The organism is Variovorax paradoxus (genome assembly GCF_030815855.1).
Lineage (GTDB): Bacteria > Pseudomonadota > Gammaproteobacteria > Burkholderiales > Burkholderiaceae_C > Variovorax > Variovorax paradoxus_M.
The window spans coordinates 5,903,598-5,921,753 of sequence record NZ_JAUSXG010000001.1 but is presented as its reverse complement, the minus strand read 5'-3'; the positions used below and the strand labels follow the sequence as shown (position 1 = coordinate 5,921,753).

The window sequence follows — 18,156 nt, the reverse complement described above, 5'->3', positions numbered from 1 at the left end:
CTCAGTTTACGAATCCTCCTTGCCCCCTCGTGTGACGAGGCCTAGTGCATCGTTACCAAGTGTCTACGTAGGGCGAGGCGGGTCGCACCGCCCGTCCGCCCGCGGATGCGAGCCCGCGCACCAGCCAGGTGCGCGTTTCGGCGGGATCGATCACCGCATCGATCTCCAGCGTTTGCGCCATGTGAATCGCTTCGCCGTTGGCGTACTGCTGCGCCACGAGCTTCTTGAACAGTGCATCGCGCTCGCCACCTTCAGCCGCCGACGCAAGCTCCTTGCGGTAGCCCAGCCGCACCGCGCCTTCGAGCCCCATGGCGCCGAACTCGCCCGTGGGCCACGCCACCGTGAACACCGGCGCATCGAAGCCACCGGCCGTCATGGCCTGCGCACCCAGGCCATAGCCCTTGCGCAGCACCACGGCAAAGAAAGGCACGCGCAGGTGCGAGGCCACCATGAACATGCGGCACACGTGCCGCACCTGGGCCTGTGCCTCGATCTCGGGACCGACCATGAAGCCGGGCGTGTCGCACAGCGAGACGATCGGCAGCCCGTGCGCGTTGCACAGCTGCATGAAGCGCGCCGATTTGTCGGCCGCCTCCACATCGATGGCACCGCCCAGGTGGTGCGGGTTGTTGGCCATCAGCCCGACGGGCTTGCCTTCGATGCGCGCCAGCGCGGTGACGATGCCCACGCCGAAGCCGGCGCGCAGTTCGAGCAGCGAGCCCGTGTCGGCCACGCCGCGCATTGCGGCGCGCACGTCGTACACACGCAGCCGGTTCTCGGGCACCACGTGGCGCAGCATGCGCGGATCGGCGCAATGCCAGTCGGCGACGGGCCCCTGAAAGTACGAGAGGTATTGCTTCGCTGCGGCCACCGCCGCGGCCTCGTCTTCAACGAGGATGTCGATCACGCCGTTGCGCGACTGCACGCTGCTCGGCCCGATCTGCTCCGGCGCGAAGGTGCCGAGCCCGCCGCCCTCGATCATCGCGGGGCCGCTCATGCCGATGTTGCTTCCCCTGGTGGCAATGATCACGTCGGCGCAACCCAGCAGCGCGGCATTGCCGGCAAAGCAGCGGCCATGCACGATGCCCACCACCGGCACCTTGCCCGAGAGCGCCGCGAACTGGCTGAAGGTGTGGTTGTTGAGGCCCGCCACGATCGGCATGTCGGTATCGCCCGGCCGCCCGCCGCCGCCCTCGGCGAACAGCACCACCGGCAGCTTCAGCTGGTGTGCCACCGCCAGCAGACGGTCGGTCTTGTGGTGGTTGCGCATGCCCTGCGTACCGGCCAGCACCGTGTAGTCGTAGGCCAGCACGGCGCACCGGGACGCCTCGGGGCCGAACTGTTTTGCGTTGATGCTGCCCAAGCCCGTGACCATGCCGTCGGCCGGCGTGTTGGCAATCAGGTCCTCGAGCGTGCGGCGGCGGGTTTGCGCGGCAATGGCGAGCGCGCCGTATTCGATGAAGTTGGCCGGGTCCGATGCGGTCTCGCAAAGATCCGCAATGTTCTCGCGCGCGGTGCGCCCGCCCTGCGCATGCCGCTTCGCCACGGCCGCGCCGCGGTTGGCGTCGAGCGTGTACGCATGGCGGTCGATCACCTTCTGCAGATCGGAGCGAATGGCGTCGAGATCGTGCCCGGCATGTGCCTCGGCTTCCACCGCGCGGGCATCGACGGGCTCCAGCCGCACCAGCGACTGGCCCTCGACCAGGTAGTCGCCGGGCTCGGCCAGCAACGCGACCACCCGGCCTGCGGCCGGCGCATGCAGCAGGTGCTCCATCTTCATGGCTTCGAGCACGCCGAGCTGCGCACCTGCGGGCAGCACATCGCCAAGCGCGACCTCGAACTGCACCAGCTTTGCCGACATGGGCGCCTTGACCGTGAGGCCATTCTCGTCATCCGAAGAACTTGCCGGCGCCGCGTTCCCAGCCTCGGGAGCGGATGCATTTTTTCTCGGGCTCTTCTTCTCGAATGCGACCGCCGAGGCGAGCAGATCGCCGAGGTGCGCTTCCACGAAGCGCGTGTGCACCGCCTGGCTCGCAAACTCGGGCCGCGCTGCAATGGCGCGCAGCAGCGAGAGATTGGTCGCAATGCCATCGATGTGGCATTCGTCCAGCACGCGCAGCGAGCGGCGCAACGCATCGGCGAAATGCGGCGACGGCGAATGCACGATCAGCTTGGCAAGCAGCGTGTCGTAGTGCGGCGAAGGCGCAAGGCCTGCATAGCCATGCGTATCGATGCGCACGCCCGGTCCGGCCGGCAGATCGAAGCGCGCGAGCGTGCCGCTGGATGGGCGCGCACCGCCGTGAGCATCGAGCGCCTCCGCATTGATGCGCCATTGCACCGCGAAGCCGCGCTGCGGCGCCGTGCGGTCCGCGTCCACGCCCAGCGCATTCAGGGGCTGGCCGGCGGCCACAGCAATCTGCAGTTGCACGAGATCGAGCCCGGTCACCGCTTCGGTCACCGTGTGCTCCACCTGCAGCCTGGGGTTGGCTTCGATGAAAACGAAGGGCAGCGTGGCCGATTCGGCATCGACGAGAAATTCAAAGGTGCCGAGGCTGCGATAACCCACGGTCTTGGCCATGCGCAGCGCCGCATGCGTGACCTGGGCACGCAGCGAATCGGACAACGACGGGCTGGGCGCGATCTCCACCAGCTTCTGGAAGCGCCGCTGCAAGGTGCACTCGCGCTCCCCGAGACTCGCCACGGCCTGCCCATCGCCCAGCACCTGCACTTCGATGTGCCGGGCGTTGCGCATCAGGCGCTCGACGTACACGCCTTCGACACCGAAAGCGGCCTTGGCTTCGGACATGCAGCGCGCATGCGCTTCGGGCAACTCTTCGGCATGGAGCACGGCGCGCATGCCGCGCCCGCCGCCACCGCCGATGGCCTTGATCATCACGCCCGCGGCACCCTGCGCGTGCTGCTCGGCAAAGAAGGCCTGCGCCTGTGCGAGCGTCACCGCGCCGGCGCTGCCGAGCATCACGGGCACGCCGCATTGCGCGGCGAGCGCGCGGGCACGCGCCTTGTCGCCGAACAGCGCCAGCTGATCGGCCGTCGGGCCGATGAAGATCAGGCCGGCTCTTGCGCAAGCCTCCGCAAAATCGGCACGCTCGCTCAGGAAACCGTAGCCGGGATGCACGGCATCGCAGCCCTGCGCGCGCGCGATGCCGACCAAGGCTGCGATGTCGAGATACGCCGACGGACCGGTGGCATCGAGCGCGACCGCGGCATCGGCCAGCTGCACATGCAGCGCGGACGCATCATCGCGCGCGTGCACCGCCACGCTCGCAATGCCCAGGTCGCGCAGCGCGCGCACCAGCCGCACGGCGATCTCGCCGCGGTTGGCAATCAGGATCTTGGAGAACAAGAGATGCCTTTCAGGTCTTGTCTTTCAGCAGCCGGCGCAGCACCTTGCCGGCGCCCGTGGTCGGCAACGCGTCGATGAAGCTCACGGCGCGCGGCGCCTTGTAGCTCGCCATGTTGTCGCGCGACCAGGCGATGAGCGTCTCGGCGTCGAGCGTGGCGCCGGGCTTGCGCACGATGAAGGCCTTGACGACTTCGCCCTTCTCGGGATCGGGCTGCGCGATGACGGCCGCCTGCGCCACGGCGGGGTGCTTGATGAGGATGGTCTCGACCTGTTCCGGAAACACGCTGTAGCCCGAAACCTTGATCATCTCCTTGATGCGGCCGATGAAGGTGAGATAGCCGTCCGCGTCGAGTTTTCCAATGTCGCCGGTGTGCACCCATCCATCGCGCAGCGTGGCGGCCGTGGCCTCGGGCTTGTTCCAGTAGCCTTTGAAGCAGCCGGGGCTGGTCAGCACGATCTCGCCCACCTCGCCGGTCGGCACGTCGGCCTGCGTCTCGGTGTCGACGATGCGGATGCTCACGCCCGGCACCGCGATGCCCTGCGTTCCCCAGCGCGGCGAATGGTGCGGCGTGTAGGTGTCGCACGTGTGGGTTTCGCTGAGCCCGTACGCGGCTTCGAACGAGGTGCAGTTGGGCGCATGCGAGCGCCACTGCGCGGCCAGCGATTCGGTGAAGGTGATGCCGAAGCTCGTGACCGGATTGCGCCGCAGGCTCGACAGATCGAAGCTCGCGATGTCGGGCACCTGCATGCACGCCACGTTCATCGGCGCGATGCTGTACCACCAGTTCACCTTGTACTGTGCAATGGCCTGCAGCACGGCGCGCGGATCGAAACGGTGCAGCAGCACCGACGCCGCGCCGCTGAGCACGGGCACATTCACGCCCATCAGCATGCCTGCGATGTGATAGAGCGGTGGAATCGACAGCAGCACGTCGCTGCTTTCCACGCTGTTGCAGTCGGACGCCGCACGCGTCTTGAAGAGCGCGTTGCCATAACTCAGCATGGCGCCCTTCGGGAGCCCCGTGGTGCCCGAGGTATAGGTCATGAGCGCCACGTCGTCGAGACCGATGGCCACGGGCTGCGGCACGGCGCCGCTTTGCATCACGGCGAGAAAATCTTCGCAGTCCGCGGGCATGCCGCGCGCAGCATCGCGCTCGGCCAGCAGTTCGGCTGGCAGATCGAGCGTGGGCTGCTCAGGCAGCAGGTCGGCGTAGTGCACCACGAACACATGCGAGAGTGCGCTCTCCGGCTGCACCTTGCGAACCACCGGCAGCAGCGGCGCGGCTGCGACGATCGCGCGTGCCCCGAGGTCGTTCACCTGGTAGGCCAGCTCGTGCTCCTTGTTGAGCGGACTGCACGGGCAGACGATGGCACCGATCTTCTGGATGCCGAAATGCGCGACCAGGTATTGCGGGCAGTTGTTGAGGAACAGCACCACGGGCTCGCCCTTTTTCACCCCGATGGCCTGCAGCCGGGCCGCGAAGGCGTCGCTCGCACTATCGAGCTGCGCCCAGGTCATGGCATGGCCGTACCAGATGCAGGCGGCGGCGTTGGCGCGCTCTCGCGCATGTGCGCGCAGATACTCGTGCAGAGGCTTCTGGGGGCGGTCGGGCAATGTCTCCATGGTGTCAGTTCCTCAGGGTTATCGATAGCCGCCCGCGCGGGGCAGTCGCTTGCCAACGAGCGCATGGTGCACCAACAATCCTACCCATGGGTATAACTTCGGCGACACGGCAAAAACCCTCTCGCAAGAGCACGGCGCAGGCGAACCGGTCCCAGGGCACGGGCCGCCAGCGCGCGGCCACGCAGGGCACCGACCTGCAGCGCGAGCGCATCCTGCAGGCGGCCGCTCAGCTCTTTGCGGCGCAGGGCTACGCCAACACGACCATGGCGCAGATCGTTCGTGCACTGGGCGTGACCAAACCCTTCGTTTACTACTACTTTCGCGACAAGCAGGAGATCTTCGAAACGCTCTCCTGGCGCCCCACGGTCGACTGCTTCACCGCGCTCGATTTCGCGGCGGACGATCCGCGGCGCGCGAGCGAGAAGGTGCTCGAAGGCATCGAGCGGCTGATACGCGCCACCATCGCGCACCACCCCTGCGCCTTCTTTGCGTACCGCGAGCCGCAGGTGTACCGCCCTGAATACGTCGCCGCGCAGAAAAAACTTGCGCATCACTTCTACGGCCTGCTCTGCCCGTTGCTCGAAGAAGCGCGCCGTGATGGCGACCTGGATTTCACCGAGACCAAGATCACCGCGCTGGCCGCGTGCAGCCTGCCGGGTTTTCTCTACAGCTGGTACCGGCCCGATGGCCGCCTCTCGGCCGACGAGGTGGTGGCCGAGCTCACGAAGCTCGCGAGCCGGGTGATCGGCCTTCGCGCCAAAGACTGACCACGAACCCGAGAGGCAAAACCATGATGAAGTTCGAGCACGCGCGCCTGGCGCCGGCCGCCCTCGCCTGTCTGCTGGCCCTTGCGGGCGGCGCCCAGGCGCAGCAGCAGCCCACCTACAAGATCGCCTACATCGACCCGCTCTCGGGCCCGTTCGCGAATGTGGGCGAGCTGATGCTGACGCACACCCAGTACGCCATCGAAGAGATCAACGCCAAGGGCGGCGTGCTCGGCGGCACCAGGCTGCAATTGCTGCAGTTCGACAGCAAGCTCTCGGCGCAGGAGAGCCAGAGCGCGCTGCAGGCGGCCATCGACCAGGGTGCCAGGGCCATCGTCACGGGCGGGTCAGGCTCGTCGGTGGTGACGGCGCTCGTGCAATCGGTGGCGCGGTGGAACCAGCGCAACCCGGGCAAGGAACTGATCGTGCTGAATCATTCGTCGATCGACCCCGAGATGACCGGCAAGAACTGCAGCTTCTGGCACTTCCAGACCGAGGCCAACACCGCGATGAAGATGAAGGCGCTGGCCAACTACATCAAGAAGACGCCCGACGTGAAGAAGGTCTATCTGTTGAACCAGGACTATGCCCACGGCAAGCAATGGGCGAGCTACGGCCGCCAGCTCGTGGGACTGGCGCGGCCCGATGTGCAGTTCGTCGGCGAAACGCTGCACCCCATCGGGCGCGTGAAGGATTTTTCGCCCTACATCGCGAACATCAAGCAAAGCGGCGCCGACTCAGTCATCACGGGCAACTGGGGCCAGGACATGACCTTGCTGCTGAAGGCCGCGGGCGACGCCGGCTACAACCTGCGCTACTTCAACCACAGCGCGGGCTCGGTGCCGGGAACGGTGCTGGCCGTGTCGCAGGCCAAGCTGGGGCAGTTGACCTGGGTGGCCGAATGGCATCCGGGCCAGGCCGACACGCCGCGTGTGGATGCCCTTGCGAAGGCCTACAAGGCGAAGACGGGCAAGGACTTCCTGTCGCCGCGAATCGACTTCACGCCGCGCCTCTTGGCCGCCGCCATCAACAAGGCCGGTACGACCGACACTGTGAAGGTGGCCCACGCGCTCGAAGACATGAGCTTCGATTCCGTGGTCGGCCCCATCCGCATGCGCGCCGAGGACCACCAATTGCTGCTGCCGCAGGTGGTGAACACCATTGCGCCGGTGGATGGCAAGAGCGTGAAGGTGGGCTGGGAAGGTACGAACTACGGCTTCCGTACGGATGCGGTCTATACCGGCAACGAGCTGGCACAGGGGTCTGAATGCAAGATGGTCCGTCCCTGACGGCTTCTGCTTCCTGCTGAGGAGTGGAGTTTTTCAGGGCGCGTGCAAAGGCCACCGGGTACTCCCCCCGCGAATGTCCCCCGTCGGCGGGAGCGCGCCCCGGACGGCAGCGCCCCGAGCGAGAGCTGAACCAGCCTAAGGGAAACCCCGTCCTGCCGACCACCGGTCCCTCGGGATACTCGGAAAGTCACACCCCGGATCTCCGAAGCGGGTCCATTCCAAAAGGCGCAGCACCCCATGGCAGGCAAAAACTCGCTCCATCCAATCCCGCATCCCGCAAAGAAACCCTTCGTCGGCAACCTGCTGTCGATCGGGTCCGACTCTCCCGTGCTCGACATGTGGAAGATCGCACAGGACCTCGGCGGCATCTATTGGCTCGACATGCCGGGCATGCCGGTGATCGTGGTGTCCTCGCCCGCGCTGGTCGACGAGCTGTGCGAAGAGGCGCGCTTCGACAAGAGCACGCGCGGCGCGCTGCGCAGGTTGCGCGCCGCGTCGCATGGGCTCTTCACCTCCGACACGCACGAGGAAACCTGGTCGAAGCCGCACAACATCCTGTTGGCCAACTTCAGCCAGCGCGCCATGCAGGCCTACCACCCGATGATGCTGGACATCGCGGGCCAACTGGTCACCAAGTGGGAGCGGCTGAACTTCGACGAAGAGGTGGACGTGGTGCGCGACATGACGGCGCTCACGCTCGACACCATTGGCCTGTGCGGCTTCGGCTACCGCTTCAACTCGTTCTATCGCGAGGGCTTTCATCCGTTCGTCGACGCGATGGTGCGAACGCTCGAAACGGTGCAGAACCGCCGCGGGCTGCCGCTGGAAGAGTTCATGCTCAAGAAGGAGCTCGCGCAGCAGCGAAAAGACATCCGCTTCATGCACAAGATGGTGGAAGACATCATCGAGGAGCGCCGCGCGAGCGGGGCCGACATTGCCACCAAGCCCGACCTGCTGAGCTACATGATCGCGGGCGTCGACAAGAAGAGCGGCGAGAAGCTCACCGACAAGATGATCCGCGACGAGTGCATCGAATTCCTCATCGCCGGGCACGAGACCACGAGCGGGCTGCTGTCGTTCGCAATCTACTTCCTGCTGAACAGCCCTGAAGCGATGGCCAAGGCGCAGGCCGAGGTCGACAGCGTGTTCGGGCCCGACACCTCGCAGAAACCGACCTACGCGCAGGTCAACCGGCTGCAGTACGTGACGCAGGTGCTCAAGGAGTCGCTGCGCATGTTCCCGACCGCGCCTGCCATCTCGATGCGCGCGAAGGAAGATACGACGATCGGCGGCCAGTACACGATCAAGAAGAACAACATGGTCATCATGCATGCGCTGGCGCTGCATCGCGACAAGGGCATCTGGGGCGAGAACGCCGACCGGTTCGATCCCGAGAACTTCAGCCGCGAGGCCGAGCGCGAGCGTCCGGTCAATGCCTTCAAGCCCTTCGGCAACGGGCAGCGCGCCTGCATCGGGCGCCAGTTCGCATTGCAGGAAGCGGTGCTCACGCTGGGCATGATCCTGCAGCGCTTCCACCTGGTCGATCACACCGGCTACAAGCTCAAGATCAAGGAAGCGCTCACGATCAAGCCCGAGAACTTCAAGATCAAGGCACTGCTGCGCGACCCGGCTTCGCGCCCGCGAGGCAACGGGGAAGCAAGCGCCACGCCGGCGACATCGGCGAAGCCCGCCGCGCGCAAGCCGCAGGCGGCGCGCCACGGCACCTCGCTGCTGGTGCTGCAGGGCTCCAACCTCGGCACGGCCGAAGACCTCGCGCGCCAGCTGGCCGAAGCGGGCGAGCTGCGCGGCTTCTCGACCCAGCTCGCCTCGCTCGACGACTATGCCGAGCGGCTGCCCGCCAACGGCGCGGTGGCCATCGTCTGCGCCTCATACAACGGCGTGGCGCCCGACAACGCCGCCGAGTTCCATCGCTGGCTCGACAAGGCGGACGACTCGCTCAACGGCGTGCGCTTCAGCGTCTTCGGCTGCGGCAACACCGATTGGGCCGCCACCTACCAGGCGGTGCCGCGGCGCATCGACGAGCGGCTCGAGGCGCTCGGCGCCGCGCGCGTGCATCCGCGCGGCGAAGGCGATGCGCGCGAGGACATGGACGGCGCGTTCCAGGACTGGAGCGATGCGCTCTGGCCCGAACTGGTCAAGACCTTCGGCATCCAGGCCGGCGCCGACATGCCCACGGAAGCCGAGCCGCTCTATACGCTGGAGGAACTGCCGCCGCCGCAGAAGAACGCGCTGGTCGATGCGCTCGGCGCCGTGGCGCTGCGCGTGATTGAGAACCGCGAACTGCAAAGCCCCGGCAGCGATGCCGAGAGCAGCCGCTCGACGCGCCATGTCGAGCTGATGCTGCCCGAGGGCGTGAACTACGTGCCCGGCGACCACCTGAGCGTGGTGCCGCGCAACAGCCCGGCACAGGTCGAGCGTGCGATGGCGCGCTTCGGCTTCGACCGTTCGGCCCACGTGCGGCTGCAAGCCGTGCCAGGCCGCAAGGCCGCATTGCCGGTCGACCAGGTGATCGCAGTGGACCGCCTGCTCGGCGACTACGTCGAACTGCAGGACGTGGCCACGCGCAAGCAGATTGCCACGCTCGCGGCGCACACCGAATGCCCGTTCACCAAACCCAAGCTCACGGCGCTCTCGGGCAGCGACGACGCTTCGCAAGCGGTCTACAAGGCCGAGGTGCTGCACAAGCGCAAGTCGCTGCTCGACCTGCTCGAAGAACATCGCGCTTGCCAGGTCTCGTTCGCGGTGTTCCTCGAAATGCTGTCGCCGCTCTCGCCGCGCTACTACTCGATCTCGTCGTCACCCTCGATGACGCCGGGCCGCTGCAGCGTCACGGTGGGCGTGGTGAGCGCACCGGCGCTCTCGGGCAACGGCACCTTCGAGGGCGTGTGCTCCAACCACCTGGCGCGCGCGGAAGCCGGCGACACGGTGCACGGCGTCATTCGCGAAACCACGGCCGAAGGCTTTCGCCTTCCCGAGGACGCGCAGCGCCCGCTCATCATGATCGGCCCCGGCACCGGTCTCGCGCCGTTTCGCGGCTTCCTGCAGGAGCGCGCAGCACAGGCCGAGCGGGGCGAAGCACTGGGCCAGGCCATGCTGTTCTTCGGCTGCCGGCACCCGGAGCAGGATTTCATCTATGCCGAGGAGCTCAAGGCGTGGTCGCACCGCGGCCTGATGAAGCTGCACGCGGCCTTCTCGCGCTCGGGCGAGCGCAAGGTCTACGTGCAGGATCTGATCCGCGAGCAAGGCGCGGCCGTGTGGAAGCTGCTGGAAGCGGGCGCCGTGATCTACGTGTGCGGCGACGGCTCGCGCATGGAGCCCGATGTGCGGCGCACGCTCGCCGATCTGGCCCGCGAGCATGGGCACGACAGCACGGCCTGGATGGACAGGATGATTGCCGACCAGCGCTACGTGCTCGACGTGTGGGCCGGAGCCTAGGCTCCGGGGGCGTCAGGCTTCGCGGTCAGGATCGGGATAGACCAGCGGCCCGAGCAGGCCGCGGTTGAAGGGCTTCCACTTGCCTTCGGGCTGTGCCAGGCGGTCGGCCACCGCGTAGAGCACGGCGGGATGGCCGCCAAGCCCCAGGTGGCTTGCCACTACCTCGATGTTCTCCGCCTTCGGCCCGGGTTTTTCGAGGCTGCAGCGCCACGCGACGACGCCATCGGTACGGCTGAAGATCGATGTCGTTGGAACGGGCGGCGTGGGCTGCACGACCTTCATGCGGCGCGGATCGTGCGAGCTCTGGCCGCTCACGCCTTCGTACACGCGCCACGCGTTGGTGGCGCGGGGGCTGCCGGAGAACGGGCTGCCGAGCGTGATCACGTTGCGCACCAGGTCCGGCTGCGCGGACGCCAGGAGGCGCGCATAGATGCCGCCAAGGCTCCAGCCGATCACGCTGACCTTCTGGCCGCTTTTCTCGTGCAGCGACTTCAGCAGCGCGAGCATGCCGTCTTCGACGCCTTTGCGCGGACCGAAGTTGCGGCCCAGGCCCCAGCCATGCGCGTCATAGCCGCGGCTGCGCAGGTAGCGGCGCAGCAGCAGCGTCGATCCGTCGCCCGCCACGAGGCCCGGCAACACGATCACCGGATGCCCGTCGCCGCGCGGCGTGAGCTGCAGCAGCGGCCACATCGCAACGCCCGCACCGGTTTCCCAGAGTGCGCGCGCTTCGGCCAGCATCAGCAGGCCCGATGGTGGCGCAATGTGGTCTCGGGTGGCAGTGGTCATGAGAGCGGCGTTCCTATTTCTTCTGTTTCGCTGTTGTGTGGGACGAGCATGGCGAACCAAAGTTTCACCGCCCCGTCGGACAACAGCGATGTTTATCCGAGGTATTTGCCCCGCAGGTAATCAAGGTATGCCCTCGATTCGCTGGAAACATACGGGGAAATCAAGGTCAGCGTGTAGAAGGCCGCGAGTCCCGGATCCGCCTGCGCCAGCGCATCGCGCCCGGGCACCAGGCGTTCGAACGAGAGCCAGCAGGTGGTGGTGAAGACCATCTGCAACGCAAGGATGCGCGCCTGCTCGGCGCTGGTCTCGATGACACCCGACGCCACCAGCCCTTCGCAGAGCGCCTGGGCTGCCAGCAGGTTCTGCGCTGTGAGCGCCTGCGCGCGCTGGCCGAGCGCTGGGTATTCGCCGGCCAGGAAAGCCATGTCGCGGTAGATGAAGCGGTATTCGTCGATGGCTTCGAAGCGCAGGTGCAGCGCCAGCCAGAGGTCGTCGATGGCGGTGATCGAATCGGAGGAACCGTCGAGCACCTCGAGCCGCTGCTCGAAACGCCGGAACAGCCATTCGACGATCAGCTGCTTGGCCTTGAAGTGGTAATGCAGGTTGCCCGGGCTCATGCCGAGCTCGGCCGCAATCTTGTGGGTGGACACCGCCGCAAGGCCTTCCGCATTGAACAGCGCAAGGCTGGCCTGCAGGATGCGATCGCGCGTGGTGTTGGAACTGGCCACAACCGGCTGCTGCGTGCGTCGGTATTCGCTGGGCCGAGGCTCAGCGCTTGCCGCTGCCGCGCGGGCCGGCGTTCTTCGGATCGAGTTGGGCGAGGCGTTCGCGCAGCCGGGCCACTTCTTCGCGCAATGCCTGCACTTCTTCCGCGCTGGGCATGCCGAGCCGCTCCAGGGCGGTGGCCACGCGCTGGTCGAACACGTCTTCGAACTTGCGGATGCCGAAGCTGTCCAGCCCCGGAAAGCCGCGGCCGAGCGCGGCTTTGGCGCCGGCAGCCTCGAACTTGCCCTGGCCGATGCCGAGCAAGCCTTCGATCACGTTGGCCTGGCGCTTGGCGACGTCGTCGCGCACGTTGCCGAGCGCCTTCAGGCCCGCGCGAAGCAGGCCCTCGGCGCCGCCGGTCTTTGCCGGCGTCTTCCCTTCGGCCTTCGGTGTGACAGCAGCGAATTTATTCCTGGCCGCCGCAGCCGTCTTCTTGGCCGCGGGTGCTTTCCTGGCTGCAGGAGCCTTCCTTGCAGGCTTCGCAGGCGCCGCCCTCTTCTTCTTCGGATCGTCGGTCGAATCGAGGCGGGTCGCCATGCGTTGTTGCTCCGGTGTCAGGCTGCCTTGCGGGCGGTGGTGCTGCGGCGAACCGGCTTCTTGGCGGCGGCGGCCTTGGCCTTCACGGTACGCACGGGCTTGGCTTCTTCGGTGCCGCTCATGCGCACTTCGATCTGCTTGGCACCGGCCGCGACCTTCTCGGCGATTTGCACCGACACGTTGGCGATCGGCTGGTTCAGTGCGTTCAGCGTCTTGACCACCGAGCCGACGATCGGCGACTCGACACGGGCCACGCGGCCGGCCACGGTTTCGATGCCGCTGGCCGTGCCTGCGGCCACGCGGTCCATCGCCGAGACGATGCGGCCGGTGTCGATGTCCAGGCGGTTGGCCAAAAAGCCGTTGATCTTTTCTTGCGCGCCGATCAGGTTGGCCTTGACCTGCTCGCTCACCAGCGGAATCTGGCGGCTGCCCAGGAATTCGGCGGAGCGCGCAGCAGCGCCGCCGAGCAGGCGATGCACGCCGGCGCGATAGGCGCCCACCAAGGTCTTGCCCGCATCGTTGTACTGGCCGATGACGTGGATGGCGGCGGAAGAGAAAGAAGCTTGCGTGGTCATGTCGATTTCCTGGAAGTTGAACGGTTCGCGGGATTCGCGATGGGGTGATCTTCTTCCGGAGTGCCTAGGCCTGGAAAACTAGAACGGTTGGAAAACTAGTCCAACTGCTCTAGATTTTTCGAGCCACCTGACTGCCGATCATGCCGCAGTAGCCGCCCTGGTGCCCTTGACGGGTGCGGCAGGCTTGCGGGACGGGGCCTTGGCCGCGGCCGTCTTGGCCGGTGTTTTAGCGCTCCTGGCCACCGGTGCCTTGGCCGCTGGGGCCTTCACCGCGGGCAGCTTCTTCGCGGCCGCTTTTTTCGCAACGGGTTTACCGGCCGCTTGGGCGGCGGGTTTCGCAGCAGGCTTGGCCGCCGCCTTCACAGGCTGTGGCGACTCGGGAATGGCCGCTTTCGCTGGAGCCGGGCCGGCCGCCGCGGGATGCGTCTGCGTGAGGCCCATCAACAGCTGGTGCTCGGCCAGCAGATAGTCGCCGATCTCGGTGATGTCGGGCACCGCCCGGCGGCAGGCGATGAGGCCGTAGTCCATGCGCCCGTTGTAGCTCTGCACCGTCACGTTGAGGGCCGTGCCGTGGCTCGCGATCGACACCGGGTAGTAGCTGGTGACCAGTGCGCCCGCAAAGTACATGGGGAACGGCGCGCCCGCCACGTTGGAAATGGCCACGTTGGCGGCCGGCGGCAGCAGGTTCACGAGCCCCGAGCGGCCCACCATCGAGGCGATGCCCGACACCAGCCAGGGCGCCGCGAAGGTGGGAAAGTCGTCGAGGATCACCGCCTTGAAGCGGTTCATGGTCGACTTCGAACGGGTCGACGACGCATTGATCGCCTTCAGCCGCTGTACCGGGTCGGTAATGTCGGTGGCCAGGCTCACGAGGATCATGCTGGCCTGGTTGTTGGCGGTTTCGTCGCCGGCTTCGCGCAGGCTCACGGGCACGCCGGCCACCAGCGGCTTGGCAGGAAGCTCGTTGTTGTCCGCCAGGTAGTGGCGCAGCGCGCCGGCCACCGTGCCCATGACCACGTCGTTGAGCGACACGCCGAAGTGCCTGGCGATGTGCTTGGTCTCGGCGAGCGAAATGGTGCGGCCTGCGAAGGTGCGCTGGTTGGTGATCGAGACGTTCAGCGAGGTGCGCGGCGCAAAGAGGTTGAACTTCTTCGGCGCAGTGGCGGCGTTGTTCTCGGCGGCCTTTTCGTCGGGCTTGGCAAGGCCGCCGAGCGCACGCGCGATGGCCGGTGCCATCTTGAAGAGCTTGACGTACTGCTGCGCCGTGTTGCGCAGCGCCGCCGTCGCGAGCTCGGCCATGCCAAGCTGATAGCCGCTGCTGCGCGGACGCGTGCGCGGCGGCTTCACCACCCGGCCTGTCGCCTCGAGGTCGAAGATCGCCTTGCCGAGCGCCACGCCGGCCTGCCCGTCGATGCCCGCGTGGTGCACCTTGGTGTAGAGCGCCACCTGCCCGCTCTTCAGGCCGTCGATGATGAAGAACTCCCACATCGGCCGGCTGCGGTCGAGCAGCGTCGAATGCAGCCGCGCCACGTACTGCTGCAGCTGCCGGTTGGTGCCGGGCTTGGGCAGCGTGATGTGGCGCATGTGGTAGTCGAGGTCGATGTCTTCATCGTCCACCCACACCGGGTTGGTCATGTCGAAGGGCATCAGCGCCAGCTTGCGCGTGAACACATCGGCCAGGTGGATGCGGCTGGCCATGAACTGCTTGGCGTCCTCGTAGAACTCGCCCTTGTAGCCCTTGGGCAGGTCGAGCACGTTGAGCGAGCCCACGTGCATCGGCATCTCCGGGGTTTCCAGGTGCAGGAAGGTGGCATCAAGACCGCTCAGGTGTTTCATTTGGCATGTCTCCTTGTCGTGCGCAGGCGCCGTTCGGCAGGATACCCGTGGGCAGCCCCGCGGACCGGTGCGAAAACGTCGAACGCGGGTTTGTCCCGAGCCCATGCAGGCGCTATGAATTCAGTAGCTTCCGCTCTGCCGACGGGGGCATGCACGCTTTCACACCGGATTCGTACACTGCGCTCATGACCTCACCCTCTTCCACGCAGACCGACGAGTTCCTTTGGCTCGAAGACATCGATGGCGCCGAACAGCTCGAATGGGCCCGGCAGCACAACGCGAAGACGGTGCAGCGCTACGCGCAGTCGCCCGCCTTCGAAAGGCTCGAGAAGGGCATTCTCGAAGTGCTCGATTCGGACGACCGCATTCCGATGGTGCGCAAGATCGGCCCGCTGTTCTACAACTTCTGGCGCGACAAGAAAAACCCCAAGGGCCTGTGGCGGCGCACCACGCTGGCCGAATACCGCAAGCCGCAGCCCGAATGGGAAACCGTGCTCGACCTCGACGCGCTGGCCGAGGCCGACAAGGAAAACTGGGTCTGGCACGGCGCGCAATGCCTGCAGCCCGAATACAAGCGCTGCCTGGTTTCGCTCTCGCGCGGCGGCGCCGACGCCAACGTGGTGCGCGAGTTCGACCTGGAACTCAAGCAGTTCGTCGAGGGCGGTTTCACGCTGCCCGAGGCCAAGAGCAACGTGGCGTGGAAGGATATCGACCACCTCTACGTGGCCACCGATTTCGGCCCCGGCTCGATGACCAGCTCCAGCTACCCGCGCATCGTCAAGGAGTGGAAGCGCGGCACGCCGCTGGACAGCGCGCCGACGGTGTACGAAGGCAGCGCCGACGACATGACCGTGAGCGCCTGGCGTGACAACACGCCCGGCTTCGAACGCGACTTCGTCTCGCGCCAGATGGATTTCTACGACAGCGAAACCTGGCTGCGCCATGCCGACGGCCGGCTCGCGAAGGTCGACGTGCCCGACGATTCCAACACCGAGGTCACGCGCGAATGGATGCTGGTCGAGCCGCGCAGTCCCTGGACCGTGGGCGGCACCACCTACAAGCCGGGCTCGCTCTTGGCCGCGAGATTCGACGACTACATGGCCGGCCAGCGCGAGATCACCGTGCTGTTCGAGCCCGACGACACCACCGCGCTCGACGACCATTCGTGGACCCGCAATCACCTGATTCTCAACGTGATGCACGACGTGGTGAACAAGCTCGAAGTGCTCACCCCGCAGGCGGGTGATTGGAAGCGCGAGAGCCTGGGCGGCGCGCCCGAGCTTTCGACCATTGCGGCGGGCGGCATCGACGAAGACGAGAACGACGACTATTTTCTGACCGTGAGCGGCTTCCTGCAGCCGACCACGCTGTACATCGGCACCATCGGCAAGGGCGAACCCGAACCGCTGAAAGACAGCCCCGGCTTCTTCGACGCCTCGCGCTACCGCGTGAGCCAGCACTTCGCCACCTCGAAGGACGGCACGCGCGTGCCGTATTTCGAAATCTCCCCGAAGAACCTGCAGGCCGATGGCAAGAACCCGACGCTGCAATACGCCTACGGCGGCTTCGAGATCTCGCTGCAGCCGAGCTACAGCGGCGCCATCGGCCGCGCATGGCTCGAGCAGGGCGGCGTCTACGTGGTCGCCAACATTCGCGGCGGCGGCGAGTACGGGCCGCGCTGGCACCAGGCCGCGCTGCAAGAGAACCGGCTGCGCACCTGCGAAGACTTCGCCGCCGTGTCGGAGCACCTCATTGCGCGCAACATCACCTCGCCGCAGCACCTGGGCGCGATGGGCGGCAGCAACGGCGGCCTGCTGATGGGCAATATGCTCACCCTGTACCCCAAGCTCTACGGCGCCATCGTGAGCGAGGTGGCGCTGCTCGACATGCGGCGCTACACCCACCTGTCGGCGGGCGCATCGTGGATTGCCGAATACGGCGACCCCGACCAGCCCGAAGAATGGGCATGGATCCAGGCCTTCTCGCCCTACGAGAACGCCAAGAAGGGCCAGCCCTACCCGCCGGCGCTCTTCACCACCTCGACCCGCGACGACCGCGTGGGTCCGGTGCATGCGCGCAAGATGTACGCAAAGCTGGCGGCCATGGGCTACGACGCCAGCTTCTACGAGAACATGGAAGGCGGCCACAGCGCGGCAACAGACAACAAGGAATCGGCCTTCATGGATGCCCTGGGCTACGCCTACCTGTGGAAGCACATCGGACGGACACCGACATGAGCAACGGCAACGGCATCACCCTCGAACTGATCGGCGCGCCCACCGACATCGGCGCCAGCGTGCGCGGCGCGGGCATGGGCCCCGATGCCCTGCGCGTGGCCGGCCTGCCCGAGGCGCTGGCGCGGCAAGGCTTCACCGTCATCGACCGCGGCAACCTCGCGGGCCCGGCCACCCCCTGGACCGCGCCGGCCAACGGACTGCGCCATCTCGACGAGGTGATTGCCTGGAACCGCTCGGTCTACGCTGCCGTCGATACCGCGCTGGGCACCGGCCACGTGCCGCTCATGATGGGCGGCGACCATTGCCTGGCCATCGGCTCGATCAGCGCCGTGGCCTGGCATGCGCGCAAGCGCGGCAAGAAGCTGCGCGTGGTGTGGCTCGACGCGCACTCCGACGTCAACACCGAAACCACCAGCCCGAGCGGCAACCTGCACGGCATGCCCGTGTCGTGCCTGCTCGGCCATGGACCGGCGGTGCTCACCGGCTGGAGCGGCGAGCGCGCGGCGCTGGAGCACGATGCCATCCGCTTCATCGGCATCCGCAGCGTCGACGCGGACGAGAAAGAGGCCATCCGCACCCTGGGCCTGCACGTGTTCGACATGCGCCACATCGACGAGCACGGCATGCGCACCACCATGACCGAGGCGCTGCAGGACGTGGACGAAGACACCCATCTGCACGTGAGCTTCGACCTCGACTGCCTCGACCCGAACATCGCGCCCGGCGTGGGCACCGGCGTGCGCGGCGGGCCGACCTACCGCGAGATGCAGCTGTGCATGGAGATGATCTCGGACACCGGCCGGCTCGGCTCGCTCGACGTGGTGGAGCTCAACCCCGCGCTCGACGTGCGCAACCAGACCGGTGAGGTGGCGGTGGAGCTGATCGAGAGCCTTTTCGGAAAGTCGACGCTGGTGCGCTGACGT

The 18,156-nt window shown here is 66.8% G+C and carries 12 protein-coding genes; 5 read left to right on the top strand and 7 right to left on the bottom strand.

Annotation, left to right across the window (positions count from 1 at the left end):
* Positions 1-52: 52 nt before the first annotated feature.
* Together QFZ42_RS28145 and QFZ42_RS28140 are read right to left on the bottom strand one after the other, a co-directional pair.
* Positions 53-3,364 (bottom strand): carboxyl transferase domain-containing protein, encoded by a 3,312-nt coding sequence (locus tag QFZ42_RS28145; protein ID WP_307704113.1) that lies wholly within the window; start codon positions 3,362-3,364, stop codon positions 53-55.
* Between the two features lie 10 nt (positions 3,365-3,374).
* The gene (locus QFZ42_RS28140; RefSeq protein ID WP_307704112.1) at positions 3,375-4,988 is read right to left on the bottom strand and encodes an AMP-binding protein; all 1,614 of its coding nucleotides are present in this window, start codon (positions 4,986-4,988) and stop codon (positions 3,375-3,377) included.
* A gap of 86 nt (positions 4,989-5,074) precedes the next feature.
* Between QFZ42_RS28140 and QFZ42_RS28135 the strand changes: the two genes are divergently transcribed.
* The 3 genes from QFZ42_RS28135 (at position 5,075) to QFZ42_RS28125 (ending at position 10,497) form a co-directional block, all read left to right on the top strand.
* The gene (locus tag QFZ42_RS28135; RefSeq protein WP_307704111.1) at positions 5,075-5,755 is read left to right on the top strand and encodes a TetR/AcrR family transcriptional regulator; all 681 of its coding nucleotides are present in this window, start codon (positions 5,075-5,077) and stop codon (positions 5,753-5,755) included.
* Between the two features lie 26 nt (positions 5,756-5,781).
* Complete coding sequence (locus QFZ42_RS28130; RefSeq protein WP_307704328.1) at positions 5,782-7,041, top strand: branched-chain amino acid ABC transporter substrate-binding protein; 1,260 nt, start codon at positions 5,782-5,784, stop codon at positions 7,039-7,041.
* A 237-nt stretch (positions 7,042-7,278) separates the two neighbouring features.
* On the top strand, positions 7,279-10,497 hold the full coding sequence (locus QFZ42_RS28125) for a bifunctional cytochrome P450/NADPH--P450 reductase (RefSeq protein WP_307704110.1): 3,219 nt from the start codon (positions 7,279-7,281) through the stop codon (positions 10,495-10,497).
* Between the two features lie 12 nt (positions 10,498-10,509).
* Here QFZ42_RS28125 and QFZ42_RS28120 read toward each other — a convergent pair whose 3' ends face one another.
* The 5 genes from QFZ42_RS28120 to QFZ42_RS28100 form a co-directional block, all read right to left on the bottom strand.
* Positions 10,510-11,283: an esterase/lipase family protein gene (locus tag QFZ42_RS28120; RefSeq protein WP_307704109.1), complete on the bottom strand. Its 774-nt coding sequence runs from the start codon at positions 11,281-11,283 to the stop codon at positions 10,510-10,512.
* Between the two features lie 92 nt (positions 11,284-11,375).
* Positions 11,376-12,011, bottom strand: coding sequence for a TetR/AcrR family transcriptional regulator (locus tag QFZ42_RS28115; RefSeq protein ID WP_307704108.1), 636 nt, complete (start codon positions 12,009-12,011; stop codon positions 11,376-11,378).
* A gap of 40 nt (positions 12,012-12,051) precedes the next feature.
* Positions 12,052-12,585, bottom strand: coding sequence for a phasin family protein (locus tag QFZ42_RS28110; protein ID WP_307704107.1), 534 nt, complete (start codon positions 12,583-12,585; stop codon positions 12,052-12,054).
* Between the two features lie 17 nt (positions 12,586-12,602).
* Complete coding sequence (locus QFZ42_RS28105; RefSeq protein WP_307704106.1) at positions 12,603-13,160, bottom strand: hypothetical protein; 558 nt, start codon at positions 13,158-13,160, stop codon at positions 12,603-12,605.
* 138 nt (positions 13,161-13,298) lie between these two features.
* A complete protein-coding gene (locus QFZ42_RS28100) occupies positions 13,299-14,996 on the bottom strand; it encodes a WS/DGAT/MGAT family O-acyltransferase (RefSeq protein WP_307704105.1) in 1,698 nt (565 codons plus the stop codon).
* A 149-nt stretch (positions 14,997-15,145) separates the two neighbouring features.
* On the opposite strand from QFZ42_RS28100, the gene QFZ42_RS28095 reads away from it, so the two are divergent.
* Positions 15,146-17,233, top strand: coding sequence for a prolyl oligopeptidase family serine peptidase (locus QFZ42_RS28095; RefSeq protein ID WP_307704104.1), 2,088 nt, complete (start codon positions 15,146-15,148; stop codon positions 17,231-17,233).
* The gene (gene rocF / locus QFZ42_RS28090) at positions 17,230-18,153 is read left to right on the top strand and encodes an arginase (RefSeq protein ID WP_307704103.1); all 924 of its coding nucleotides are present in this window, start codon (positions 17,230-17,232) and stop codon (positions 18,151-18,153) included. Before QFZ42_RS28095 ends, rocF begins: the two co-directional genes overlap by 4 nt.
* Positions 18,154-18,156 lie beyond the last annotated feature (3 nt).